12 protein-coding genes and 1 pseudogene are annotated in these 26,726 nt (G+C 68.1%); 7 read left to right on the forward strand and 6 right to left on the reverse strand.

Features of this window, described 5'->3' with window-relative positions; translation table 11 throughout:
• Window positions 1–1,177 precede the first annotated feature (1,177 nt).
• From DB459_RS03310 to DB459_RS03320, 3 genes are all read right to left on the reverse strand, one after another.
• Entirely contained in the window at window positions 1,178–1,882 is a 705-nt protein-coding gene (locus DB459_RS03310; RefSeq protein WP_253711521.1) for a hypothetical protein, read from the reverse strand.
• A gap of 91 nt (window positions 1,883–1,973) precedes the next feature.
• Window positions 1,974–2,621, reverse strand: coding sequence for an invasion associated locus B family protein (locus DB459_RS03315; protein ID WP_253711522.1), 648 nt, complete (start codon window positions 2,619–2,621; stop codon window positions 1,974–1,976).
• Window positions 2,622–2,634: 13 nt separating this feature from the next.
• Window positions 2,635–10,968, reverse strand: coding sequence for a hypothetical protein (locus DB459_RS03320; protein ID WP_253711523.1), 8,334 nt, complete (start codon window positions 10,966–10,968; stop codon window positions 2,635–2,637).
• Window positions 10,969–13,786: 2,818 nt separating this feature from the next.
• Between DB459_RS03320 and DB459_RS03325 the strand changes: the two genes are divergently transcribed.
• Both DB459_RS03325 and DB459_RS03330 read left to right on the forward strand, forming a co-directional pair.
• On the forward strand, window positions 13,787–15,079 hold the full coding sequence (locus DB459_RS03325) for an ROK family transcriptional regulator (RefSeq protein ID WP_253711524.1): 1,293 nt from the start codon (window positions 13,787–13,789) through the stop codon (window positions 15,077–15,079).
• 28 nt (window positions 15,080–15,107) lie between these two features.
• On the forward strand, window positions 15,108–16,070 hold the full coding sequence (locus tag DB459_RS03330; protein WP_253711525.1) for a carbohydrate kinase: 963 nt from the start codon (window positions 15,108–15,110) through the stop codon (window positions 16,068–16,070).
• 550 nt (window positions 16,071–16,620) lie between these two features.
• Here the strand turns inward: DB459_RS03330 and DB459_RS03335 are convergent.
• From DB459_RS03335 to DB459_RS03345, 3 genes are read right to left on the reverse strand one after another with little or no spacing between them, the layout of a single operon-like run.
• Window positions 16,621–17,439 (reverse strand): ATP-binding cassette domain-containing protein, encoded by an 819-nt coding sequence (locus DB459_RS03335; RefSeq protein ID WP_253711526.1) that lies wholly within the window; start codon window positions 17,437–17,439, stop codon window positions 16,621–16,623.
• Window positions 17,436–18,518: an ABC transporter permease gene (locus DB459_RS03340; protein ID WP_253711527.1), complete on the reverse strand. Its 1,083-nt coding sequence runs from the start codon at window positions 18,516–18,518 to the stop codon at window positions 17,436–17,438. Before DB459_RS03340 ends, DB459_RS03335 begins: the two co-directional genes overlap by 4 nt.
• Before the next feature lie 52 nt (window positions 18,519–18,570).
• Complete coding sequence (locus DB459_RS03345; protein WP_253711528.1) at window positions 18,571–19,596, reverse strand: substrate-binding domain-containing protein; 1,026 nt, start codon at window positions 19,594–19,596, stop codon at window positions 18,571–18,573.
• A gap of 505 nt (window positions 19,597–20,101) precedes the next feature.
• On the opposite strand from DB459_RS03345, the gene zwf reads away from it, so the two are divergent.
• The 5 genes and pseudogenes from zwf (at window position 20,102) to DB459_RS03370 (ending at window position 26,633) form a co-directional block, all read left to right on the forward strand.
• A complete protein-coding gene (gene zwf / locus DB459_RS03350; protein ID WP_253711529.1) occupies window positions 20,102–21,577 on the forward strand; it encodes a glucose-6-phosphate dehydrogenase in 1,476 nt (491 codons plus the stop codon).
• A 10-nt stretch (window positions 21,578–21,587) separates the two neighbouring features.
• On the forward strand, window positions 21,588–22,301 hold the full coding sequence (gene pgl, locus DB459_RS03355; RefSeq protein WP_253711530.1) for a 6-phosphogluconolactonase: 714 nt from the start codon (window positions 21,588–21,590) through the stop codon (window positions 22,299–22,301).
• Window positions 22,302–22,338: 37 nt separating this feature from the next.
• Window positions 22,339–24,171: a phosphogluconate dehydratase gene (gene edd, locus DB459_RS03360; RefSeq protein ID WP_253711531.1), complete on the forward strand. Its 1,833-nt coding sequence runs from the start codon at window positions 22,339–22,341 to the stop codon at window positions 24,169–24,171.
• Window positions 24,168–24,809 (forward strand): bifunctional 4-hydroxy-2-oxoglutarate aldolase/2-dehydro-3-deoxy-phosphogluconate aldolase, encoded by a 642-nt coding sequence (eda, locus tag DB459_RS03365; RefSeq protein ID WP_253711532.1) that lies wholly within the window; start codon window positions 24,168–24,170, stop codon window positions 24,807–24,809. The genes edd and eda overlap by 4 nt, the downstream gene beginning before the upstream one ends.
• A 480-nt stretch (window positions 24,810–25,289) precedes the next feature.
• Window positions 25,290–26,633: pseudogene (locus DB459_RS03370) on the forward strand (IS701 family transposase).
• Window positions 26,634–26,726: the final 93 nt, after the last annotated feature.

Consider the following 26,726-nt stretch of genomic DNA (forward strand, 5'->3'; position numbering starts at 1 on the left):
GGCGACCGCAATTCATTCTCGTCATGGCCGGGCTCCGTCCCGGCACAAGGCTGGGCGCGCCGAAGCTTCTTAGCGAAGGTGGGCAAGCGCGGGCATGACGATTGAAACGCTGAAACAGTGGCCGCTTTCTCCGCGGTCGTCGCCCACTTCCCAGCCGAGGCAGGTGTTGACCGAGGCGCGACACAATCTCCACCGTCCGCCCGCTTCGAGCGGGCGAACCAGTACGCCGTGACCGTGGTGAAGGGCAGAGCGTCCGCCGCGATGCCTGATCGCAACGGCACGGAGTACTGGGCTCCCCGGACGAGCCGGGGAGCGACAGCAGAATGTGCCGATGGCGCGTTTCCCTCTCGGCCGAGCGCAACGGCCCAGCCGAGGCAGGTGTTGACCGAGGCGCGACACAATCTCCACCGTCCGCCCGCTTCGAGCGGGCGAACCAGTACGCCGTGACCGTGGTGAAGGGCAGAGCGTCCGCCGCGATGCCTGATCGCAACGGCACGGAGTACTGGGCTCCCCGGACGAGCCGGGGAGCGACAGCAGAATGTGCCGATGGCGCGTTTCCCTCTCGGCCGAGCGCAACGGCCCAGCCGAGGCAGGTGTTGACCGAGGCGCGACACAATCTCCACCGTCCGCCCGCTTCAAGCGGGCGAACCAGCTCGCCGTGGCCGTGGTGAAAGGCACAGTGTCGGCCGCTCCGCGCCAATTGCGATGACACGAAGTACTGGGCCGCCCGATCAAGTCGGGCGGTGACGGCAGAATATGCCGATAGCGCGTTTCCCTCTTGGCCGAGTGCACGGCCCAGCCGAGGCAAGTATTGACCGAGGCGCGACACAGTCTCCGCCGTCGTCGCCCGCTTCGCGCCTACGAGATTCACACGTCACCACCGCATTCGTCGCAACCTTTTCTCGTCGTGGCCGGGCTTGCCCGCCTTCGCCAAGAAGCTTCGGCGGGCGCAGCCATTGTGCCGGGTCGAAGCCGAAGCCGACGACCGGTCCCGGCCACCCCGATGAGGAGCGCAGTGCGTTTGCTCCCCTCCTGATGATCAGCGCACTCGGATAAATCCGACTTGCGATGACAAGCCCGCTGACGACGAAGTGGGAGTCGAAGCGCTTCCGGAAAGACCGCCGGCGTGGCGCGCTTGGCCTGAACAGGACGGTGCGCGGGTCGTCTCGCATCCCCGCTATTGTCCCTGCGCCATACGCAGGATCGAAATCGCCACGCAGCCTGCGCCCGCCGGAAGAAGAATTGCCTGTCCGCCGGCCGGAAGCGCGAAGACCGGGGTTCCCGCAAGCGCCTCCTGGCGTGCGCTGCCTTTGGGCAGAAGGGCCTCCGCCGCCTGGCAGTTCTGCGCGAACGGCACGACACGCACCATGTCGCCTTCGCAGGATTGGCCGTTGGGCGCGGCGAAGACGACACCGCTGGCCGGTCCGGAATTGCCGTTGTCGGACTTGTAGAGCATTCCGACGACGCCCTGCATCGACCGGCGATCCGCATCGGTCTTGCCGGTTTGCGTCTGAACCATGTACTGACTGCCCTCCGTCAGGGCCCTGCCCAGGGCGGCATAGGTACTCGCGCAGGTCTTGATACCCGCCTGGGCAGCATGGGTGGTGAAGGGATCGGCGGCACCGGGGGCCGACGCCGTCGGAGTGGATTGCTGTTGAGGATGCGCCTGGGGCTGTGACGCGGCTTGCGGCGGCTTACCCGAGGCACTCTGGGCGTTCGCCTCCGAACCGACGAGATTTTCGTAAGCGAGAAAACCGACACCGCCGGCCAGGACAAGCCCTGCCGCCGTCAAGGCCAGGATGCGCCCCCACGATCTGGCGGTGCGCGTTTTGCTGGCTGGCGATGACGGCGGGGCCGTCGCGGCGACAGGACGCGGCGACATGAGGCGGTCGTGGATACTTTGTTGGGTCATGAAAAAACCTTTCGAATTTGCCGCTTTATTGGAGCGACGTGGCGCCGGGCGCTGCTCGCCCTCAAATCGCAGCGAGTGCATCCGAGAGGCCGTCGAGGGGTGCGCGAAGAGCGACCTTGACCGGCGGCCCCTGTGCGGGCGTGCCGACATAGGAAATCTCGGCCACCGCCTTCTTGCCGACATAACCGCGCATGCGGGGGCCAACCGGCAGATAGGCGATGCAGACCGTCTCGTTGCAGCCGCTGACGCTGACCTGAACCGGGGCCTGCCCATCGTCGAAGGACAGCTCGATCGTATTGCCCGCGCCGACGGTCGGCGGCGCGCGCAGGATCATCAAGGGATCGCCGGCCTGCGTTGCGGCCAGCGACCAACTGAACGCGGCCGCCCCTGCGGCATCGACGATGGTTTGCGAGACATTGCAGACCCGCTTCTTCACCTTCAGATTTTCGTCGCAGATCAGCGTCCAGTTGCGGAACGGCTGGATCATGCGGCGATACTGGCCGAGCGGCACGTCGGCGGGCAGCGAGACCTCCGATGGCTTGATGCTATAGCCCGGCGTCAGGCTGTAGCTCGGGGCCGCCAAGGCCGCCTGCACCGCCGGCGCAGGCTTTTTCTTAACCTGTCCGGCGGCGGCGGCACCACCGGACAGGCACGCAACGATCAGGAGAGCCAGCGTACAGGGGGGGCGGATCCCGATCGTCGCGAACATAGGCGAATACCGATCAGTTGAAGGTGTAGCTGAGGCCGCCGGCTACACCCCACTGACCGCCCGACGTCGTCGCTGAAGCATTGACGCGCACCAGCTGACTCTCGCTGGTGTAACCGAGCCCCATCGCGAAGGCGCCTTCGCCGCGCCACGCGCCGCCGCCGACCGCCGCACTCACCTTGCCGGGACGATCGTCATAGCGCAGCGAGGATGCCGCCAGGCCGACCGCCGCGGCCTGGCGCGCCTCCGTGCGAACATCTCCGATCGCGTTGCTCAACATTCCGAACTTCTGATCGGTGTAGTTATTGGCAGCACCCAGCGTCTCCGCCGACTTCTGATCGGTGTAGGAGTTCGCCGTCGATATCGCATAGGTCGTCCGGGTGTCGGTGTAGGTGTTCGCGCTCGCCAGCGTCGTCGCGGCGGTATCCTTCAATTGCTTGACGTTCACCGCATCGGAATTGGCGACACCCGCCGCGACGTTGGAGATCAGCACCGGCGCACCTGGATCTCCGCCCTGAAGGGTGACGCTGTTCTTCTTGCTGCCATCTGCATTGGTGTCGTACTGGACCGCGTTCTTGCTGGCGGCTGTGGCGGAGCTGATGGCGGAACCGAGGCTATCGACCGCCTGGTTGGTCGCATAGAGCTGCGAGCCGTTGACGGCATCCGTCGATGTGGAGCTCAATCGGCCGGCGGCGACATTGGTGAGTGTCCGCTCGGCGCCCACATTACCGACCGAGACAGTGCTCGTCGCGTTGGTGCCGGCGAATTTATAGGCCGTACCATTGACCGTCGCACCGGCCGTATTGACCACTGCCGCCGTCGTCGATCCGGAACCGAGAGCGACATCACCGGCATTGGCGCTCGCCTTGGCACCCTGGCCGAGTGCGACCGCATTGGCCGTGCTCGCCGAGGCGCCATTGCCCGCGGCGAGGCTGCTTGCGCCCGAGGCGACGGCCTTCGGGCCGACCGCCACACTGTCGGTCCCGATGGCCTGACTGTCGGCGGCCGTCGAGTTGGCATGGAAGTATTTGATACCACCGCCATTGCTGATGTTGGAGATCTGGTTCGTCAGGTTGGTCACATTGCTGTTCGTCGCGAACAGCTGCGAGCCGTTGACCGCGTCGGTCGAGGTCGCCGACAGCGCCCCCTCCTTGACGTTGGTCAAGGCCACAGGCGACGTCGCGCCGACCCCGCCGAGCGTCACGCTGGTCTTGCCGGCGTTGTCGTACTGCACCGAGTTGTTCGCCAGCGTCCCGATCGCGCCAATGGCCTGATTGGTGGCATAGAGTTCGGACCCGTTGACCGCATCCGTCGAGGTGGCCGAGATCCGCCCCGCCGCGACATTGGTGATCTGGCGCTCGGTGCCGACGCCGCCGACGCTGACGACGCTGGTCGGCGAGATGCCGGCGAAGGTGTAGGTCGTGCCGTTGATCACCGTGCTCGCGGTCGGGTTCGCAGCCGCGGTCACGCTGCCGGCCCCGAGCGCGACATCATTGGCGTTGTTGGCGGTCGCGCCGAAGCCGATCGCGGTCGAACCGGTTCCCGTCGCGACGGCATTGACGCCCGCCGCCAGGGCGTTGGTGCCGGTGGCGCCGTCGTTGTTGAAGTTGCCGCTCGCAGTACCGCCGTCGTTGACGCTGTAATAGTGGGTCCTGACGGCGGTGACCGCGGTGGTCATCTGCGACAGGTTCACCGCATCGGTCCCGGCAGTGCCCGGCGCGACGTTGGTGATCCTGGTGCCGCCGGCGTCGATGCCGGTCGAGGTGACGCTCGGCCCGCCGACGATGGTCAGGCCGCTGCTGTTCATGGTGGTGTTGCCGGTCGTCACCGAGGTGAAGGTCGGCGTCATGCTGGTGGCGATCTGGATCTCGGCGCCGTTCTGGGTCACCGCGATGTTGTTGCCGGCGGTGAAGGTCGCGGTCGCTCCCGGCGCGATGTTACGCACCGTGGTGCCGGTCGCCGTGCCGGTGCCGGTCGCCTTGGTGGTGACATTCCAGCCGGCGCCGGCGAGCTGCTGCACCGCATAGAGCTCGCTGCCGTTGATCGCATCGGTCGAGGTCGCGCTGATCCGGCCGGCCGCGACGTTGGTGATCTGGCGCTCGGTGCCGACGCCGCCGACGCTGACGACGCTGGTCGGCGCGGCCCCGGCGAAATTATAGGTCGTGCCGTTGACCGTCATGCTCGCGGTCGGGTTCGGCGCCGCGGTCACGCTGTTCGAGCCCAGTGCGACATCGCCCGCATTGTTGGCGGTCGCGCCGAGGCCGAGGGCGGTCGAACCGGCGCCGAGCGCCGATGCGGCCACGCCCGCCGCCAGCGAGTTGGTGCCGGTGGCGCCGTTGTTGGTGTAGTTCGCCTGCTGGGTGCCGCCGTCGTTGACGCTGTAATAATGGGTCTGGACGCCCGTGACCGCGGTGTTCAACTGCGAGACGTTGACGCCATCGGTTCCGGCGGTGCCCGCCGCCACATTGGTGATCTTGGTGCCGCCGGCGTTGATGCCGGTCGAGGTGACGCTCGGCCCGCCGGTGATGGTCAGGCCGGTGTTGTCGATCTTGGTGTTGCCGGTGGTCACCGAGGTGAAGCTCGGCGTCATGCTGGTGGCGATCTGCACCTCGGCGCCGTTCTGGGTCACCGCGATGTTGTTGCCGGCGGTGAAGGTCGCGGTCGCTCCCGGCGCGATGTTCTGCACCGTGGTGCCGGTCGCCGTGCCGGTGCCGGTCGCCTTGGTGGTGACATTCCAGCCGGCGCCGGCGAGCTGCTGCACCGAATAGAGCTGGGCGCCGTTGATCGCGTCGGTCGAGGTCGAGGTCACCGCGCCCTGCGCCAGGTTGGTGATCCTGGTGCCGCCGGTGACGCCGCCGTCGGTGCTGACCGGCCCCGCCAAGGTCGAGCTGCCGTAATTGACGGTGCCGTCCGGATTGAGGTTGTACTTGACCGCCCGGTCACCGACCGCGGTGACCGCCTGGTTGGTGGCGTAGAGCTGCGAGCCGTTGATGGCGTCGGTCGAGGTCGAGGTCAGTCGGCCGGCCGCGACATTGGCGATCTGGCGCTCAGTGCCGACACCGCCGACGCTGACGACGCTGGTCGGCGAGGTGCCGGCGAAATTATAGGTCGTGCCGTTGATCACCGTGCTCGCGGTCGGATTGGCCGCCGCGGTCACGCTGTTCGAGCCGAGTGCGACATCGTTGGCGTTGTTGGCGGTCGCGCCGAGGCCGAGGGCGGTCGAACCGGTGCCGAGCGCCGATGCGGCGACGCCCGCCGCCAGCGAATTGGTGCCGGTGGCGCCGTTGTTGGTGTAGTTCGCCTGCTGGGTGCCGCCGTCGTTGACGCTGTAATAATGGGTCTGGACGCCCGTGACCGCGGTGTTCAACTGCGAGACGTTGACGCCATCGGTTCCGGCGGTGCCCGGCGCCAGGTTGGTGATCTTGGTGCCGCCGGCGTTGATGCCCGTCGTGGTGATGCTCGGCCCGCCGGTGATGGTCAGGCCGGTGTTGTCGATCTTGGTGTTGCCGGTCGTCACCGAGGTGAAGCTCGGCGTCATGCTGGTGGCGATCTGCACCTCGGCGCCATTCTGGGTCACCGCGATGTTGTTGCCGGCGGTGAAGGTCGCGGTCGCCCCCGGCGCGATGTTCTGCACCGTGGTGCCGGTCGCCGTGCCGGTGCCGGTCGCCTTGGTGGTGACATTCCAGCCGGCGCCGGCGAGCTGCTGCACCGCATAGAGCTCGCTGCCGTTGATCGCATCGGTCGAGGTCGCGCTGATCCGGCCGGCGGCGACATTGGTGATCTGGCGCTCGGTGCCGACGCCGCCGACGCTGACGACGCTGGTCGGCGCGGCCCCGGCGAAGTTGTAGGTCGTGCCGTTGATCACCGTGCTCGCGGTCGGGTTGGCCGCCGCGGTCACGCTGTTCGAGCCGAGGGCGACATCGCCCGCATTGTTGGCGGTCGCGCCGAGGCCGAGGGCGGCCGAACCGGTGCCCGCGGCCGCCGCGGCGACGCCCGCCGCCAGCGAATTGGTGCCGGTGGCGCCGTTGTTGGTGTAGTTGGCCTGCTGGGTGCCGCCGTCGTTGACGCTGTAATAATGGGTCTGGACGCCCGTGACCGCGGTGTTCAACTGCGAGACGTTGACGCCATCGGTTCCGGCGGTGCCCGCCGCAACATTGGTGATCTTGGTGCTGCCGGCGTTGATGCCCGCCGTGGTGACGCTCGGCCCGCCGGTGATGGTCAGGCCGGTATTGTCGATCTTGGTGTTGCCGGTCGTCACCGAGGTGAAGTTCGGCGTCATGCTGGTGGCGATCTGCACCTCGGCGCCGTTCTGGGTCACCGCGATGTTGTTGCCGGCGGTGACGGTCGCGGTCGCTCCCGGCGCGATGTTCTGCACCGTGGTGCCGGTCGCCGTGCCGGTGCCGGTCGCCTTGGTGGTGACATTCCAGCCGGCGCCGGCGAGCTGCTGCACCCCATAGAGCTCGCTGCCGTTGATCGCATCGGTCGAGGTCGCGCTGATCCGGCCGGCGGCCACATTGGTGATCTGGCGCTCGGTGCCGACGCCGCCGACGCTGACGACGCTGGTCGGCGCCGTGCCGGCGAAATTGTAGGTCGTGCCGTTGACCGTCATGCTCGCGGTCGGGTTGGCCGCCGCCGTCACGCTGCCGGAGCCGAGGGCGACATCGCCGACGCTCGTGTTGGCAGTGGCCCCCGAACCCAGCGCGAGGCTGTTGCCGCGGCCGGCGGTGGCCGTATCGCCCATGGCGATCGATCCGGCCTGGGCCGCCCGGCTCAGATAGCCCAGCGCCACCGAACCCTGCCCGACGGCAAAGTTCTGAAAACCGATACCAACCGCGCCCGACGCGGCGGTGCCGGGGGTGCCGGTGGCCTGGCCGCCGCCGCCCACCATGTTGCCCCAGCCGATCGAGGTGGAGCCGTCCCCGGTTGCCGTACTGTTCGAGCCCTGGGCGACGGAACCGTGCCCGGTCGCCGTGGCCGAAAAGCCGAGCGCAGAGGCGCCAATTCCGTTGGCAAACGCGCCTGGGCCGACGGCAACAGCAGTACCGCCTTGAGCCGTCGCGTTGGTGCCGATCGCCACCGCATTCGCCGTCTGGGCGCTGGCGGTATTGCCGATCGCCACCGCCGAGGTGCCCGCCGCCGCCGCGGCGACGCCCGCCGCCAGCGAATTGGTGCCGGTGGCGCCGTTGTTGGTGTAGTTGGCCTGCTGGGTGCCGCCGTCGTTGACGCTGTAATAATGGGTCTGGACGCCCGTGACCGCGGTGTTCAACTGCGAGACGTTGACGCCATCGGTTCCGGCGGTGCCCGGCGCCAGGTTGGTGATCTTGGTGCCGGCGGCGTTGATGCCCGTCGTGGTGATGCTCGGCCCGCCGGTGATGGTCAGGCCGGTATTGTCGATCTTGGTGTTGCCGGTCGTCACCGAGGTGAAGCTCGGCGTCATGCTGGTGGCGATCTGCACCTCGGCGCCGTTCTGGGTCACCGCGATGTTGTTGCCGGCGGTGACGGTCGCGGTCGCCCCCGGCGCGATGTTCTGCACCGTGGTGCCGGTCGCCGTGCCGGTGCCGGTCGCCTTGGTGGTGACATTCCAGCCGGCGCCGGCGAGCTGCTGCACCCCATAGAGCTCGCTGCCGTTGATCGCATCGGTCGAGGTCGCGCTGATCCGGCCGGCGGCCACATTGGTGATCTGGCGCTCGGTGCCGACGCCGCCGACGCTGACGACGCTGGTCGGCGCCGTGCCGGCGAAATTGTAGGTCGTGCCGTTGATCACCGTGCTCGCGGTCGGGTTGGCCGCCGCCGTCACGCTGCCGGAGCCGAGGGCCACGTCATTCTGGTTGGTCGCGGTCGCGCCCGAACCGAGCGCCACCCCCCTGGTCGCATTGGCGGCGGCTGTATCGCCGAGGGCGATCGATCCCGCTGCCGCCGCGTTCGAGCTGTTGCCCAGCGCCACCGACCCCTGGCCTGAGGCCGAGTTCGCATTGCCCAATGCGACAGCGCCCTGGCCACTCGAGGAATTATTGGCGCCCATGGCGACGGCGCCGGTGCCGGTCGCGGTGTTGGGATCGCCGATCGCCACCGCGCCCGCGCCGTTGGCGATGTTGCCGGCACCGATCGAGACCGCCGCACCGCCCAGCGCCGAGGCATTGGTGCCGATCGCCACCGCATTCGCCGTCTGGGCGCTGGCGGTATTGCCGATCGCCACCGCCGAGGTGCCCGCCGCCGCCGCGGCGACGCCCGCCGCCAGCGAGTTGTTGCCGGTGGCGCCGTTGTTGGTGTAGTTCGCCTGCTGGGTGCCGCCGTCGTTGACGCTGTAGTAATGGGTCTGGCCCCCCGTCACCGCCGTCGTCATCTGCGACAGGTTGACCGCGTCGGTCGGATTGGTGCCCGCCGCGACATTGGTGATCTTGGTGCCGCCGGCGTTGATGCCGGTCGAGGTGACGCTCGGCCCGCCGGTGATGGTCAGGCCGGTATTGTCGATCTTGGTGTTGCCGGTCGTCACCGAGGTGAAGCTCGGCGTCATGCTGGTGGCGATCTGCACCTCGGCGCCGTTCTGGGTCACCGCGATGTTGTTGCCGGCGGTGACGGTCGCGGTCGCTCCCGGCGCGATGTTCTGCACCGTGGTGCCGGTCGCCGTGCCGGTGCCGGTCGCCTTGGTGGTGACGTTCCAGCCGGAGCCGGCGAGCTGCTGCACCCCATAGAGCTCGCTGCCGTTGATCGCATCGGTCGAGGTCGCGCTGATCCGGCCGGCGGCGACATTGGTGATCTGGCGCTCGGTGCCGACGCCGCCGACGCTGACGACGCTGGTCGGCGTCGTGCCGGCGAAATTATAGGTCGTGCCGTTGACCGTCATGCTCGCGGTCGGGTTCGGCGCCGCCGTCACGCTGCCGGCCCCGAGGGCGACATCATTCAGGTTGGTCGCGGTCGCTCCCGAGCCCAACGCCACCGAGGAGTTACCCGCAGCGGAGGCGCCAACCCCGAAAGCCGCTGAATTGTTACCTGAGGCCGTGGCGGCGTTGCCGATTGCCGTCGCAGCCACGCCAGAAGCATTTGAACTCGCGCCGAGGGCGCTCGCGTTCCCGCCGCTAGCAGCCGCAAATTGTCCAATCGCCACTGCATCTCCAGCACTGGCGTTCGCACTTGTTCCGATCGCCGTTGACTGTATGCCGGTTGCCTTGGCGAGAGCGCCGATCGCCAAGGCTTGGTTCTGGGTTGCCTGGGCGCTTATTCCCAATGCAACCGCACTACCCCCGGAGGAGATCGCGTTTGTGCCCTGCGCAATTGAGGAGCCACCTGTCGCCGTGGCGCCCTTGCCGATCGCGACATCACTGGCGCCCGTCGCCGATGCGGCGACGCCCGCCGCCAGCGAATTGGTGCCGGTGGCACCGTTGTTGGTGTAGTTCGCCTGCTGGGTGCCGCCGTCGTTGACGCTGTAATAATGCGTCTGGACGCCGGTGACCGCGGAGGCCATCGAGGCATAGAGTTGCGAGCCGTTGATGGCGTCGGTCGAGGTCGAGGTGATCCGCCCGGCCGCCACGTTGGTGATCTGGCGCTCCGCGCCGACCGCGCCGACGCTGACGACGCTGGTCGGCGCGGCCCCGGCGAAATTGTAGGTCGTGCCGTTGATCACCGTGCTCGCGGTCGGGTTCGGCGCCGCCGTCACGCTGCCGGAACCGAGGGCGACATCCTTGGCGTTGGTCGCCGAGGCGCCCGAGCCCAGCGCGAGGCTGTTGGTGGCATTGGCGGCGGCGGCGTCGCCCATGGCGATCGAGCCGGCCTGCAGCGCCTTGCTCTGGTTGCCGAGCGCCACCGAGCCCTGGCCGACCACCGTGTTGGAGAAGCCGATGCCGACGGCGCCCTGCGCCGCCGTGCCGGCGGTGCTGACCGCCTGGCCGCCGCCGCCGACCATGTTGTTGTTGCCGATGGCGGTGGTGCCGTCGCCGGTCCCGGTGTTGTTGAAACCCTGGGCGACGGCGCCGGTGCCGGTCGCCGTGTTGGGATCGCCGATCGCCACGGCACCGTTGCCGTTGGCGACGTTGCCGTTGCCGATCGACACCGAGGCGCCGCCGATCGCCGAGGCTTTGGTGCCGACCGCCACCGCATTGGCGGTCTGGGCGTTGGCGGTGTCGCCGATCGCGACGGCCGACGGCCCGCCCACATTCGCGGCGTTGCCGACGGCGACGGCCTTGGTCGCACCGGCGGCGACCGTCGCCCCGTTGCCGATCGCCATTGAACTGGTCGACAGGCTACCGGACGCCCCATTGACCTTTGCGCCGTTGCCAAGTGCGATGGCGTTCGCTGCGTAGGTCACAGCGGCGCCATTGCCCTGGGCTATCGATGCGGCGGAATTGGCGTCCACGGACGCGCCTGGGCCAATCGCCACACTATCCGTTCCACCGGCCTGGCTCGCCGGACCAGTCGAATTGGCCCGGAAGTATTTCGTATAGTAATAGAGTTGACCACCATTGACAGCATAAGTGCTTGTTGGGCTCAACGCTGGAGATGCGACACCGGAGATAACTACGCCGGAAGCGTTCGTAATCGCATCGGTTCCGTTCGTCATAAGTACGTAGTTCGCCGCCGATCCGCCCGGGGTCATTGATATGGTGGCAGTGGTGTTGTCAGTGACAATACTTGTTCCGTTGGCCGTAGCTCCGTTCGCATAAATCGTCGCATAAGCGTCATTTACCGACCCGACTGGACTATAAAAAGCGCAGTGGGCGCCAGGCGCATAATAGCCGCTGGTTGTGCCAGCATTATCCATTAGAATGAAGGAGGCCGAATTGGCCACGGACGAGCAGGCAACTGCTCCGGCCGCTATAGCCGGTTCCGCGAAGATCAGGCCGCCGAGAACCGAACTTGCGACAAGCGCCCCGATCGTCGCAACAAGATCGCTTTGCGAGCCTCTGCTCCGATTCAAATCAACGCTGATTGACGACCTAAGCGACACGCCCGCAACCCGCGCCCCGCGCAGCCCCAGCGCGCCGAGCCCGAGGTTCTTGCGGCGGATACCGAGCATCCGGTGCGCGATTCGCAGGATGGCCATCACCCGTCGCCGCAGCGCGCGGCTGCCGTCCTCGCCGCCGTCAACCCAGTTGTTGACGAAGCCGGTCCTGGTGCGACGCCCGGCCTGGTTTGAATGTGGATTCATGGAAGGAGCTCCTGATGATAGCTGATGACGGCCTGACCGGTTGGTCCGGCCGGTCCGGTGCTCCAGGGCACTCGCCTCTTGCTCGAAAGAGACAGCCCCGGTGGCGCGCCCATGGCGCGAAGACGTCAGCGGCCATCCTGGCGGCACTGCGCTTGCCTCGCCTGCAACCCCATGCAGGCGACGATCACTCGGAAACAGTTCTAATCGCTCACTCACGTCCGGCTCCCCCCGGCTAGCCGCGTCACGATCCGGACAGCGCCCGCATTCTGGTGGCGCTGACCTTTTGATGACCCGGCCATGAGAGACAGCTCGAAGGCTGTTCGTATTGCTCAGGCCCGCATCAAGGTTGACCGTCGCCGCACGATCGACACGAAATTGAACAATGTTGCCGCTAATCCGACAGATCGCCGGCGCGACGACATCGCGACGGGGCCTCGGTGATTCGCTCGGGGTTGACGGCTCGACACCAGACAACCGGCGCTGTCAGGCGCTGTTGTGCTTTCGACCGATCACCACCTGGGGGCGCCGCAGCGATGGCATGCGAACCTGCGATGACGCGGATGACTGGTCCGCCCGATCAAGTCGGGCGGTGACGGCAGAATGTGCCGATAGCGCGTTTCCCTCTTGGCCGAGCGCACGGCCCAGCCGAGGCAGGTGTTGACCGAGGCGCCGCCACAATCTCCGCCGTCATCGCCCGCTTCGAGCGGGCGACCAGTAACCCGTATCCGCGGTGAGGAGCGCGTGCGTCAGCCGCTGCGCGTCAAATCAGCGACACGGCGTACTGGGCCCTCCGCCTTCGCGGAGGGCGACGGTGAGTGAGTGGGTCGGCGCCTCGGCCAAATCGCTGATGACGACGGAGAGTGGGCCCGCGCGCCGCACCTCTCTCCGCCGTCGTCGCCCGCTTCAAGCGGGCGAACCAGTACGCCGTGACGATGGTGAAGGGCACAGCGTCGGCCGCAATGCCCGATCGCGACGGCACGGAGTACTGGGCTCCCCGGACAAGCCGGGGAGCGACAGCAGAATGTGCCGATGGCGCGTTTCCCTCTTGGCCGAGCGCAACGGCCCAGCCGAGGCAGGTGTTGACCGAGGCGCGGCACAATCTCCGCCGTCATCGCCCGCTTCGAGCGGGCGACCAGTAACCCGTATCCGCGGTGAGGAGCGCGTGCGTCAGCCGCTGCGCGTCAAATCAGCGACACGGCGTACTGGGCCCTCCGCCTTCGCGGAGGGCGACGGTGAGTGAGTGGGTCGGCGCCTCGGCCAAATCGCTGATGACGACGGAGAGTGGGCCCGCGCGCCGCACCTCTCTCCGCCGTCGTCGCCCGCTTCAAGCGGGCGACCAGTACGCCGTGACGATGGTGAAGGGCACAGCGTCGGCCGCAATGCCCGATCGCGACGGCACGGAGTACTGGTCCGCCCGATCAAGTCGGGCGGTGACGGCAGAATGTGCCGATAGCGCGTTTCCCTCTTGGCCGAGCGCAACGGCCCAGCCGAGGCAGGTGTTGACCGAGGCGCGGCACAATCTCCGCCGTCATCGCCCGCTTCGAGCGGGCGACCAGTAACCCGTATCCGCGGTGAGGAGCGCGTGCGTCAGCCGCTGCGCGTCAAATCAGCGACACGGCGTACTGGGCCCTCCGCCTTCGCGGAGGGCGACGGTGAGTGAGTGGGTCGGCGCCTCGGCCAAATCGCTGATGACGACGGAGAGTGGGCCCGCGCGCCGCACCTCTCTCCGCCGTCATCGCCCGCTTCGAGCGGGCGAACCAGTACGCCGTGACGATGGTGAAGGGCACAGCGTCGGCCGCAATGCCCGATCGCGACGGCACGGAGTACTGGGCTCCCCGGACAAGCCGGGGAGCGACAGCAGAATGTGCCGATGGCGCGTTTCCCTCTTGGCCGAGCGCAACGGCCCGGCCGAGGCAAGTGGCGACCGAGGGGCCGACGCAGCCTCGCCAAAACGGACCGGATATAAATAAATCATGCGACATTATTAATTGACCGATCCCAGGTCGGCGCGGCATATTCGTGCCCGATGCCGGGGCGGTCCGGCACGGCGCGGGCGCTGCCCGAGCCGCAGCAGGATGCCAGGAACTCGATGCAGCGCACCACACCACAGGATGCTGCCGTCCCGGTGGTCCAGCACCACGGGCGCGGCACCAATCAGGTCGGCGTGCGCCTCTACAACGAGCGGCTCATTCTCTCGCTCATCCGTCGCCACCGCCGCCTGTCCAAGGCGGATATCGCGCGCCTCACCAGCCTCTCCCTGCAGACGACCACCGTCGCCATCAACCGGCTCGAGGCGGAAGGGCTGCTGGTCGCCGGCGAGCGCCAGCGCGGGCGCATCGGCCAGCCGGCGGTGCCCTATTCCCTCGACCCCGAGGGAGCCTTCGGCCTCGGCATGGTCATCGGCCGGCGCGCCTGCGACGTGGTGCTGATGGATTTCGTCGCCGGCATCCGCGGCCGCGAGCGGATCACATTCCCCTATCCGCTGCCCGGGGCCATCCTCGACTTCGCCCGCGCAGCCATTCCCAAGCTGCTCGAGCCGCTGTCGCCGGGCGCCCGCGCGCGCCTGTCGGGCAGCGGCATCGCCATGCCGTTCGAGCTGTGGAACTGGGAGGCGGAACTGGAGACGCCCGCCGACGCGCTGGCCGGCTGGCGCGATTTCGACGTGGCAGCGGCCCTCGCCCCCATCGCTCCCGGCCCCGTGCGGGTACTGAACGACGCCACCGCCGCGTGCGCGGCGGAATTGACCTTCGGCGGCGGCTCGGCTTATCGGGACTTCGCCTATTTCTTCGTGGCCACCTTCATCGGCGGCGGCATCGTGCTCAATGGCAGCCTGCTTCCCGGCCGCTCCGGCAATGCCGGCGCGCTGGGCTCCATGCCGGTCATGGCCCACACCCGCGGCGCAACCGAGCTGCAGCAGCTCATTCGCTCGGCCTCGCTCTACACCCTGGAGCAGCGGCTCGGCGAGACCGGTCTCGAGGGGGCGCAGATCTGGACGGAGCCCGACGACTGGAGCCGCTTCGCCGGACCGCTGGACGCCTGGATCGAGGAGGCCGCCGAAGGCCTCGCCCAGGCGACGGCCGCCTGCCTCGCGGTGGTGGATTTCGAGGCCATCGTCATCGACGGCGCCTTCCCGCCCGAGGTGCGCCGCAGGCTGGTGGCGCGCACCCGCGAGGCCTTCGCCCGCCTCGACCGTCAGGGGCTCTCCGAGGCGGTGATCGCGGAAGGCACCATCGGCCGCGATGCGCGGGCCATCGGCGGCGCGGCGCTGCCGCTGCTCGACACGTTCGGCAGGGATCTCGACGTTCTGTTCAAGGATTGACCATGCGCAACGGCGTGGAAAGCAACCGATGATCCTCGTCTGCGGCGAAGCCCTGGTCGATCTTCTCGTCGGACCGGCGGAAGGCACGGAAATGCCGGCGCGGGCGGTGGCCGGCGGCTCACCGTTCAACGTGGCGCTCGGCCTGGCGCGGCAGGGCGTGCCCGTGGGCTTCTTCGGCGGCATCTCGCAGGATCGCTTCGGCACCCACCTCGCCGACGTGCTGGCGCGCGAAGGCGTCGACCCGCGGTTCGTGGTGCGCTCGCCCCATCTCTCCACCATCTCGGTGGTGGCGACGCAGGCGGATGGCCAGCCGGTCTATTCCTTCCACGGCGAGGGCGCGGCGGATCGCATGCTCGCCGTCGCCGACCTGCCCCCTGCCCTGCCCGACGCGGTACGGGCGCTGACCTTCGGGTCCTACACGCTCGCGGTGGAGCCGGTGGGCACCACCTACGCGGCGCTGGCCGAGCGGGAGGCGGGCCGCCGCATCATCAGCATCGATCCCAACCTCAGGCCGACCGTGGTCGGCGACCTCGAGCGCTGGGCGCGGGCGGCGGAGCGCTTCTTCCGCGTCGCCGACATCGTCAAGGCGAGCGACGAGGACATCCGCATCGCCTTTGGCGACGGCACCGGCCTCGCCGATGCCGCGCGCCTGTTCCACGGCAAGGGAGCGAAGCTCGTCATCATCACCCGCGGCGAGAACGGCGCGCTCGCCTTCACGCCCACCTGCGAGGCGAGCGCCCCCGGCCGCACGGTCGCGGTGCGCGACACGGTGGGCGCGGGCGACACCTTCCACGCCGCCATCGTCGCCCGGCTGTACAAGACCTCACGGCTGACCGGCGAGGCTCTCGCCGCCCTCGATGCGGAAGCGCTGGGCGATCTTCTCGCCTATGGCACCGCGGCCGCCGCCATCACCTGCTCCCGCGCCGGCGCCGACCTGCCCACCGCCTCCGAGGTGGAGGCGAGCCTGTCCTCCCTCGCCCGCGCCAGCTGACGGCCGTTTCGCAAGGCCCGCGAGCCGTCACCCGAAAAAACAAAACGCGCGAGCCGGGTCTCGCGCGTTCCGCGCCTTCGGTCGGAGGAGATGCGAGGGCAGCGCCCCAGATTATCGACTATCAGATTCACAGATCATCGCCAGCGTCACAGACGCGGCGCTCGCCTCGCATTCCGCGTCGTCCCACGCTTCAAGCCTACGAGATTCACGCATCCGGGCGGCACAACGAAGTGAAAAGATGCGCCCTGACCCTCATTCTCGTCATGGCCGGGCTTGTCGCCCGGAAGTCGGATGTTTCCGACTTCCGGCATTAAGGAGAACGCGATCCGGCGCGAGCCGGATCGCTATGCCATCCACGACTTGCTTGCTGCAGCGTCGTGAAGACGTGGATGCCCGCGACCGGTCTTCGCCTTCGGCTTCGACCCGGCGCAATGGCTGGGCGCGCCGAAGCTTCTTAGCGAAGGCGGGCAAGCGCGGGCATGACGACTGAAAGGCTGAATGAGTGGCCGCTTTCCCGGCTGCGAAGCAGACGTGTGAATACGATAGCAGATTATTGAATGGATATCCGGCTCTTGGCGGCGCGCTCCTGCGGGGCACGGGCGCCGGTCATCAAGGCCACCGCGTCCGACATGGTGCAGCTCGAGGGCTCGACCACGGTGAGCCGCCGTCCCAGCCGGTGGATGTGGATGCGGTCCGCGATCTCGAACACGTGCGGCATGTTGTGGCTGATCAGCACGATGGCGACGCCGCGCCGGCGCACGTCCAGGATCAGCTCCAGCACCCTGCGGGATTCCTTCACCCCCAGCGCCGCCGTCGGCTCGTCCAGGATCACGACGCGCGAGCCGAAGGCGGTGGCGCGCGCGACCGCGATGCCCTGCCGCTGTCCGCCGGAAAGGGTCTCCACCCGCTGGTTGATGCTCTGCACGGTCATGAGGCCGAGTTCGGAGAGCTTCTCGCGGGCGATGCGCTGCATGGCCTTGCGATCCAGCATGCCGAACACCGTGCCGAGCACGCCGGGCTTCCTGAGCTCCCGGCCGAGGAACATGTTGTCGGCAATGGACAGGCTCGGGGAGAGGGCCAGCGTCTGGTAGACCGTCTCGATCCCCGCGGCCTGCGAGTCCAGCGGCGAGCGGAAGCGGACGGGCTGCCCGTCGAGGCGGACTTCGCCCTCGTCCGGCACCAGGGCGCCGGAGAGCGCCCGGATGAGGGAGGACTTGCCGGCACCGTTGTCGCCGATCACCGCCACGATCTCGCCGGGAAAGAGGTCGAAGTCCGCATGGTCGAGCGCGGTGAGGCGGCCGTAGCGCTTGACGAGGCCGCGGGCCTCCAGCAGCGGCCGCGGGGTGGCGTTCACGGGCGCGATGGTCATGCCGACACCTTCCGGATCCACTGGTCGAGGGCGACCGCGATGATGATGAGCCAGCCGACGGCGAATTCCTGCCAGAGCACGTCCACGCCCGAGAGGGCGAGGCCCGAGCGCGATACGCCGACGATGAGGGCGCCGATGAGCGTGCCGATGATGGAGCCGCGGCCGCCGAACAGGCTCGCTCCGCCGATGACGACAGCGGTGATGCTGTCGAGGTTTGCGGTCTGGCCCGCCTGCGGGCTCACCGAGCCGATGCGGCCGATGAGGGCCCACGCCCCCAGGGCACAGATAAGTCCCGCCGCCACATACACCGTGAACAACACCCGGTCGGTGCGGATTCCGGCGAGGCGCGCGGCCTGGGCATCATCCCCCACCGCATAGATATGCCGCCCCAGCGCCGTGCGGTTGAGCACGTACCAGACGACGGCGACGAGGGCGAGCATGAACAGGGTGCCGAAGGTGAGCCGCGCCCCGAACACGTCGATGGGCGTGCCGAGCCGCTGGAGGAAAGGCGCGGCCTTCGCCACATCCTGGGCGCGGATGGTCTGGGCGCCCGAGTACCAGAGGTTGAGCGCGAAAAAGATCGACCAGGTGCCGAGCGTGACGATGAACGGCGGCAGCTTCAGGAGCACCACCAGGAGCCCGTTGAAAGCGCCGCACGCCGCGCCCGCGGCGAGCCCGGCGCCGAATGCCACCGGCGTCGGCAGCCCGAGCGTGACGGCGAGCTTGCCCATGATGACGGAGCACAGGACCATCAACGCCCCCACCGACAGGTCGATGCCCGCCGTGAGCACGATCAGCGTCTGCGCGGCGCCGAGCATGCAGATGATGGTCACCTGCTGGAGGATCAGCGACAGGTTGAAGGACGAATAGAAGCGCGGCCCGACGATGAGGGAGAAGGCGACGATCCCCACCAGCAGCACGATGGCGGGCGCCGCGGTGGGATTGGCGTGCAGGAAATGCTGGAGGTGCTGCAGCGGCGATTTCGCATGCACCTCGAACTCGGCCACCTTCGTGTCCTGCTGGGTGAGGACCGTCTCGAACGCCTGCATGGCGCGCGTCTCCCCGCTCGTCTCGGTCATGGCAGCTCCTTATGTCGCGTTCCGCGGCGCGCGTTCGGCACGTCGCGACGGCTCAGCCCCAGCACCTCTTCAGGGCGGCGTCGACGGCGATGGAGGACAGGCCGGGCACGGGGCGATCCGTCACCAGCTCGACGCCCGTGTTGATGAAGTCCCGTCCGTCGGCCGCCTTCGGCCGGGTACCGTCTTTGACGAACCGGGCCACGGCATCGACCCCCATCTGCGCCATCGCGAGCGGGAACTGCATGGCGGTGGCGGCGATCACGCCGTCCTTGACGTTGCGCACGCCGGGGCAGCCGCCGTCCACCGCGACGATCAGCACGTCCTTCTCTCGTCCGATGGACCGAAGCGCCTCGTAGGCGCCGGCCGCCGCCGGCTCGTTGACGGCGTAGACCACCGACACGACGGGATCGCGCTGGAGCAGCATCTCCATCGCCCGGCGCCCGCCCTCCTCGTTGCCGAGGGTGACGTCGTGGCCGACGATACGCCCGTCCTTCTCGTCGCCGATGACGGCCGGATCGGCGACATCGACGCCGAAGCCGGAGAGGAAGCCCTGATCGCGCGCCACATCCACCGAAATCTGATTCACGTTGAGGTCGAGCAGGGCAAGCTTCGCCGCCTTGGCGTCCTTGCCCAGCGTCTTCGCCGCCCACGCGCCGATCAGCCTGCCGGCCTCGAAATTGTCGGTGGCGAAGGTCGCATCGGCCGCCGTCGGCGGATCGAGCGGCGTATCGAGGGCGATCACCAGGATGCCCTTGGCGCGCGCCTCCGCCAGCGCTGGCACGATGGCGCGGGAGTCCGACGGGGTGATGAGGATCCCCCGGGCGCCGGCGGCGATCAGGCTCTCCACCGCCGCGATCTGGGAGTCGGTGTCGCCGTCCACCTTGCCGGCGAAGGTGCGCAGCTCGAAGCCCAGCTTCGCCGCGGCGGCCTCGGCGCCTTCCTTCATCTTCACGAAGAAGGGGTTGGTGGAGGTCTTGATGATGATGCCGACGATGGGCTTGTCGGCGGCCAGCGCCGGGCTGGTCGCGGTGGCGAAAGCGAGTACGGCTGCCGTCAGCAGCCCTGGCCAGGCCCGCATGGTTTCCTCCTCCCGATGTTGCCCGTTCGAGCGTCGTCTTCGGCCGAGGAGAGCGCATGCGGTGGCCTCCTGTCAATATTTAAATCAGGATGAGTTATTAATTGACGGCTGCGTTCCCCCTGCGCATAAAGACGACATTGCGCCCTCCGCGAGCTGGAAGCTGATCGCAACGGCGGTAGGCAATTGCGAGACGCCACACTGGTGCGGTGGATCTCGTCAGATCCAAAACCGCACTAGAATCATAATGATGCTGGTGTCCCTTTGTTTCCAACGTTCGTCAAAGCGCCTGCTGCAAAGGAATACGAACGTTGAAAACGGGACACTAGTGTCCCGTCTCCGAATGACCGCTTCGTTTGCCTCACCCTCGCACGGTCATTCGGAGACATCGGGACACTAGCAAAATCAAAAAGCTAGTGTGGCTTATGTCTCGCAATTGCCTACAGGGACTTGCCGCAAAGGACATAGGCAATTGCGAGACGCCACACTAGGAACAACGAGCCGAACCATGTCGAGCCGCGTGATCCCGGTCGTTCCCTTCGTCCTCACCGTCTTTGGCGCGACCGGCGATCTTGCCCGCCGCAAGCTTTTACCTTCGCTCTACCGACGCCACCGCGTCGGACAACTGCCCGCGCGCGCCATCATCGTCGGCGCGGCGCGCCAGCGGATGACGGTGGACGCGTTCGTCGCCCTCGTGCGCGACGCCCTTGTCGAGCACATCGCGCCGGAGGATCTCGACGACGCCGACCTGACGCAATTCCTCGCGCGCCTCAGCTATGTGCCGGTGGAAGCCGAGGGCGAGGAGGGATGGACCGAACTCTCCGACCTGCTCGCGGCGCAGCAGGGTGTCGTGCGCATCTTCTATCTGGCGACCGGGCCATCGCTCTTCGCGCCGATTTGCGCGCGCCTCGCCCGCCACGGCCTCAACAAGGACGATGCGCGGCTGGTGGTGGAGAAGCCCCTCGGCAAGGATCTGTCGAGCGCCGTCACCCTCAACGACGCCATCGGGCAGGTCTTCGACGAGCATCACGTCTATCGCATCGACCATTATCTCGGGAAGGAGACGGTGCAGAACCTGATGGCGCTGCGCTTCGCCAATGCCCTGTTCGAGCCGGTGTGGAACAACGCCCATATCGACCATGTCCAGATCACCGTGGCCGAGAGCATCGGCACGGCGGGCCGCGCCGGCTATTACGACACCGCCGGCGCCCTGCGCGACATGGTGCAGAACCATATCCTCCAGCTGCTCTGCCTCGTCGCCATGGAGCCCCTCGTCTCGCTCGACGCCGATGCGATGCGCGACGAGAAGCTCAAGGTGCTCAAGGCGCTGCGGCCGATCAACGAAGGCAACGCCGCCCAGTGCACCGTGCGCGGCCAGTATCGCGCCGGGGCTTCCGCCGGCGGCTCGGTGCCCGGCTATCTGGAGGAGCTCGGCACCGGCCATTCCGACACCGAGACCTTTGCGGCGCTGAAAGCCGAGATCGGCAACTGGCGCTGGTCCGGCGTGCCCTTCTATCTGCGCACCGGAAAGCGCCTCGCCAGCCGCGTCTCCGAGATCGTGGTCGCCTTCCGGCCCATTCCCCATTCGGTGTTCGACGGCCATGCCGGCCCGATCGCGCCGAACCGCCTCGTCATCCGCCTCCAGCCCGACGAGGGCGTGAAGCTGTGGCTGATGATCAAGGATCCCGGGCCCGGCGGCATGCGCCTGCAGCACGTTCCGCTCGACATGAGCTTCGCCAGCGTGTTCGGCGTGCGCAATCCGGACGCCTACGAGCGACTCATCATGGATGTGGTGCGCGGCAACCAGACCCTGTTCATGCGGCGCGACGAGGTCGAGGCCGCCTGGCGCTGGATCGACCCGATCCTTCAGGCCTGGCGCGCCTCGCGCGAGCCGCCCAAGCCCTATACGTCCGGCACCTGGGGTCCCTCCGCCGCCATCGCGCTCATCGAACGCGACGGCCGCACCTGGACCGACGACACCTGAGGCCTGCACCGTGAACGCTCATTTCGCCCCCATCGCCCTTGCCGCCCATGCCGACGGCCCTGCCCTCGCCCGGGCGCTCGCCGCCGGCGTCGCGGAGGCGCTGCGCGCCCGCCTCGCCCGCGACGGCGCGGCGGGCCTTGCGGTTTCGGGCGGGCGCACGCCGGTCGCCTTCCTCAAGACCCTCGCCGGTGAACCGCTGGACTGGACGCGCATCGCGGTGACGCTGGTCGACGAGCGCTGGGTGCCGGAGACCTCGGAGCGCTCCAACGCCGCCCTCGTGCGCCGGCACCTGCTCAAGGGCGCGGCCGCCGCCGCGCGCTTCGTGCCGCTCTTCACCGGCGATCCGACCCCCGAGGCGGGCCTTGCCGCCGCCACCGCGGCGGTCGCGTCCCTCCCCGCCCGCTTTGCCGCCGTGGTGCTCGGCATGGGCGACGACGGGCACACCGCCTCCTTTCTGCCCGGGGCAAAGGCGCTTGCCGCCGCCATCGATCCCGCCGGCACCGCCCCGCTGACCATCGTGCGGGCACCGGCGGCGAACGAGCCGCGCCTCACCTTCACGCTGCCGCGCCTCGTCGCGGCCGACCGGCTCTTCCTGCACATCGAGGGCATGGCGAAGCGAGCCGTCCTGGAGCGCGCCCGCGCCGGAACCGACGCGGCCGAACTCCCCATCCGCGCCGTCCTCAACACCCTGCGCTCCCCACTCGACGTCTTCTGGTCGCCCTGAAACCAAGTCCGGCTCGCTCCCTCAAAAGGATGCAACGATGACCACCCTCAACGCCCGGATCGGCGAAGTCACACAACGCATCGTCGCGCGGAGCCTTTCGGCGCGCGCGCGATATCTCGATCGCATCGCCGGGGCCGCCGCGCCCCGGCCGCACCGCCAGGCGCTGGGCTGCGCCAACCAGGCCCACGGCTTCGCCGCCTGCGGCCCCGCCGACAAAGCCATGCTGCGCGAGGGGCAAGGCGCCTCCATCGGCATCGTCACCGCCTATAACGACATGCTCTCCGCCCACCGGCCGTACGAGCGCTATCCGGAGCTGATCCGGGAGGCGGCGCGCGCGGCGGGCGGGGCGGCGCTGGTGGCCGGCGGCGTGCCCGCCATGTGCGACGGCATCACCCAGGGCGAGGCGGGCATGGAGCTCTCCCTCTTCTCCCGCGACGTGATCGCCCTTTCCACCGCCGTCGCGCTGTCCCACCAGACGTTCGATGCCGCGGTGTTCCTCGGCATCTGCGACAAGATCGTGCCGGGACTGGTCATCGGGGCGCTGTCGTCCGGCCACCTGCCGGCGGTGTTCATTCCCTCCGGCCCGATGACGAGCGGGCTCGCCAACACGCAGAAGTCGCAGGTCCGCCAGCTCTTCGCCGAGGGCAAGGTGGGCCGCGATGCGCTGCTGGAGGCCGAGGCGAAGTCCTATCACGGGCCGGGCACCTGCACCTTCTACGGCACCGCCAACACCAACCAGATGCTCATGGATATCATGGGCCTGCACCTGCCCGGCGCTTCCTTCGTCGCCCCCGACACGCCGCTGCGCGACGCGCTCACCAGGGCGGCGGTGGAGCGGGCGCTCGCCATCACCGCGCTCGGCAACGATGCCATCGCCGTGGGCCGGATGCTGGACGAAAAGGCCTTCGTCAACGCCATCGTCGGCCTCCACGCCACCGGCGGCTCCACCAACCACACGCTCCACCTCGTCGCCATGGCGGCGGCGGGCGGCATCACCCTCGCCTGGGACGACTTCTCGGAGCTTGCCGAGGTGACGCCGCTGCTCGCCCGCGTCTACCCGAACGGCGCGGCGGACGTGAACCATTTCCACGCCGCGGGCGGCATGGCCTTCGTCATCCGCGAGCTGCTGGGCGCCGGCCTGCTGCACGCCGATGCGCAGACCATCCTCGGCCAGGGGCTCGACGCCTATACGCGCGAGCCCGTGCTCGGCGGGGACGGTGGCCTCGTCTGGCGCGACGGGCCGACGGCCAGCGGCGAGGCGACGGTGCTGCGGAGCGCCGCCGCCCCGTTCCAGCCGACCGGCGGGCTGAAGGTGCTGGACGGAAACCTTGGCCGCTCGGTCATCAAGACCTCGGCGGTGGCGCCGGAGCGGCACGTGATCGAGGCGCCGGCCCGCGTCTTCCATGCCCAGGAGGAGTTGCAGGCGGCATTCAAGGCCGGCAAGCTGACCGGGGACTTCGTCGCGGTGGTGCGCTTCCAGGGGCCGAAGGCCAACGGCATGCCGGAGCTGCATAAGTTGATGCCGCCGCTGGGCGTGCTGCAGGACCGGGGGCAGAAGGTGGCGCTGGTCACCGACGGCCGGCTCTCCGGCGCCTCGGGCAAGGTGCCCGCCGCGATCCATGTGACCCCGGAGGCGGCGGAAGGCGGCGCCATCGCCAAGATCCGCGACGGAGACCAGGTGCGCGTCGATGCCGTGACCGGCCGGCTGGAGGTGGTCGTCCCCGCCGCCGAATGGGCCGCGCGCCCCGCCGCGAAGGCTGACCTTTCCGCCCACCACGCCGGCGTCGGCCGGGACCTCTTCGCCCCGTTCCGGGCCGCTGTCGGACCCGCGGACCAGGGCGCCACGATTTTCAGGGGAGTGCAGGCATGAGCGAGACGAACCAATCCGGGCTGGACGCCATTCTCGCCCGCGCTCCGGTGGTCCCGGTCGTGGTCGTGGAGCGCGCCGCCGACGCGGTGCCCCTCGCCCGCGCCCTGGTGGAGGGCGGTCTTCCCGCCATCGAGATCACCCTGCGCACGCCGGCGGCGCTCGACGCCATCCGCGCCGTGGCGGCGGAGGTGGAAGGCGCCATTGCCGGCGTCGGCACCGTGCTCGACGCCGCCCAGCTGGCGGCCGCGGAACAGGCGGGGGCGCGCTTTGCCGTCTCCCCCGGCGCAACCCCCGCGCTGCTGGACGCGGCGGCAGGCGCCGGCATCCCGCTGCTGCCGGGCATCGCGACCGCGAGCGAAGCCATGGCGCTGATCGCCCGCGGCTATCGCTTCGCCAAATTCTTCCCGGCCGAGCCGGCGGGCGGGCGGAGCTATCTCGCGGCGCTCGCCTCGCCTCTGCCGCAGCTGAAATTCTGCCCCACGGGCGGCATCACGCTGGAAACCGCCCCCGCCTATCTGGCGCTGCCCAACGTGATCTGCGTCGGCGGCTCCTGGATGCTGCCGAAGGCCGTCGTCGCAGCCGGGAACTGGACCGCCGTCGCGGCGGCGAGCCGCGCCGCCGCCGCCTTGCGTGCCTGAGGGGAAGCGTCGTGACCGAGGCGCCGGCCAAGGGCTTCGTCCGCTTCGAGGGCTGTCACCACTTCGTGGCGATGAACCGGCCGGAGCTGTTCCGGCGCGAACTGCTGGCGCGGGTGCGGCAGGTGCGGTGAGGCGTCGCGCGGCTCAGAGCAAGGATGATCGCCGGGCGATACGGTGTTGCAACGTGCAATTTTGAGTCAGCGCCCCTCACCCGGATCGCTGACGCGATCCGACCTCTCCCCGCTTGCGCGGCCAGTGTCCTGTTTCCAACGTTCGTATGCCATTGCAGCAGGCGCTCATACGAACGTTGGAAACAAGGGGACACTAGCATCATTATGATTCGAGTGTGGTTTTGGATCTGACGCTCGTTCGAAGAACTCGCTGCAATACTGAAACGAGCGTCAGATCCACCACACTAGCACTACTTTGGCAGATTCTGGGAGTTGATCGGCGAGACTGGATTCCCGAATCACGTTTTCAATGATTCATGGGTGGTCAGCTTTTTTGGAGGGCTGACCGGTGGATACGACGTCGAGGTGGGAAGATGAGCTTGGACGCTGGCTCGAGCCATTCCTGGATTGTTTAGGTCACAAGGCTCGGCGGCGGATGTGTCCGCTATATGTTTCAGGACTGATTGGGCCGGGCGACCGCAAGAGCGTCCAGCCAATGGCGGCGCGGCTGGCGCCGGGCGACTATGATCAATTGCATCATTTCATCGCTGATGGCGTCTGGGACGCGGCGCCGTTGGAAGTAGAATTGCTCGTTCAGGCCGACCGGCTCGTCGGCGGCACAGATGCGGTGCTGGTCATCGACGATACATCGATGCCGAAGAAGGGCGATCGCTCGGTTGGTGTAGCTCCGCAATATGCATCAACTCTCGGTAAAACGGCGAATTGCCAAACATTGGTGTCGCTGACGCTTGCGCGCGGTGAAGTGCCGGTAATGGTGGCGCTACGTCTCTTCCTTCCCGAGAATTGGACGAGCGATCCGGTACGTCTGAAGCACGCCGGCGTTCCCATCGAGCATCGCGCGGCACGGTCCAAGCCAGAGATCGCGCTGGCTGAGATCGATCGCGTGATCGCAGCCGGTGTTCGCTTCGGCTGTGTGCTGGCGGACGCGGGATACGGATCGAGCGCGCCGTTCCGTCATGCTCTGAGCGAGCGCGGCCTCTTATGGGCAGTTGGTATGTCGCGGCGCCAGAAAGTCTATCCGGCCGATGTCACCATGATCTTTCCAACGGAGAAAGCCCGTAAGCCGCGCAAACACCATATCCCGGATATGTCGCCAGTTTCAGCCGAGACGATGCTGGCCGGCGTAAAGTGGCAGAAGATCAGCTGGCGCGGGGGTACGAAAGGCCCGCTGACATGCCTTTTCGCTGCGCGGCGCGTCCGCATCGCCGACGGCCCAAAGCACCGCGTGTTCGATAAAGGTGTCGAGCGTATGCCTGGTGATGAAATGTGGATCCTGGGCGAGCGACGATCGAGCGGAGAGCAGAAGTACTACATCTCGAATCTGCCCGCTGACGTTTCGCTTAAGACGCTGGCAGCTGCCGTCAAGGCGCGGTGGATCTGTGAACAGGCGCATCAGCAGTTGAAGGAAGAGCTGGGGCTCGACCATTTTGAAGGCAGGTCGTGGGCCGGATTACACCGACATGCCTTGATGACGATGATCGCCTATGCCTTCCTTCAGTCCCGCCGCCTCACCGCAGCGGGACGAAAAAAAAAGAGTCCCAGGCCCACCGCCACAACCGAGCATGCCGGCCATCAGGCAAGCCATCCTCGACCTCTTCGTGCGGCCTCCACCCCTACGATGCACGCACTGTGAGATGCTGCTCGCAGGCTGCCTTCAGCCAAATCTGCCAAAGTAGTGCTAGGAGATTCACACATTCGAGCGGCGACAGATGCGCTCTCACCACAA

Origin of the sequence: Bradyrhizobium sp. WD16 (assembly GCF_024181725.1) — a bacterium.
In the GTDB taxonomy this organism is placed as follows: Bacteria; Pseudomonadota; Alphaproteobacteria; order Rhizobiales; family Xanthobacteraceae; genus Bradyrhizobium_A.

Excerpts from the sequence above, each read along its gene's own strand:
- DB459_RS03310 (WP_253711521.1), bottom strand. The coding sequence starts at position 1,882 with ATGTCGCCGCGTCCTGTCGCCGCGACGGCCCCGCCGTCATCGCCAGCC.
- DB459_RS03340 (WP_253711527.1), bottom strand. The coding sequence starts at position 18,518 with ATGACCGAGACGAGCGGGGAGACGCGCGCCATGCAGGCGTTCGAGACG.
- DB459_RS03315 (WP_253711522.1), bottom strand. The coding sequence starts at position 2,621 with ATGTTCGCGACGATCGGGATCCGCCCCCCCTGTACGCTGGCTCTCCTG.
- DB459_RS03325 (WP_253711524.1), top strand. The coding sequence starts at position 13,787 with ATGCCGGGGCGGTCCGGCACGGCGCGGGCGCTGCCCGAGCCGCAGCAG.
- DB459_RS03335 (WP_253711526.1), bottom strand. The coding sequence starts at position 17,439 with ATGACCATCGCGCCCGTGAACGCCACCCCGCGGCCGCTGCTGGAGGCC.
- edd (WP_253711531.1), top strand. The coding sequence starts at position 22,339 with ATGACCACCCTCAACGCCCGGATCGGCGAAGTCACACAACGCATCGTC.
- eda (WP_253711532.1), top strand. The coding sequence starts at position 24,168 with ATGAGCGAGACGAACCAATCCGGGCTGGACGCCATTCTCGCCCGCGCT.
- zwf (WP_253711529.1), top strand. The coding sequence starts at position 20,102 with ATGTCGAGCCGCGTGATCCCGGTCGTTCCCTTCGTCCTCACCGTCTTT.
- DB459_RS03345 (WP_253711528.1), bottom strand. The coding sequence starts at position 19,596 with ATGCGGGCCTGGCCAGGGCTGCTGACGGCAGCCGTACTCGCTTTCGCC.
- DB459_RS03330 (WP_253711525.1), top strand. The coding sequence starts at position 15,108 with ATGATCCTCGTCTGCGGCGAAGCCCTGGTCGATCTTCTCGTCGGACCG.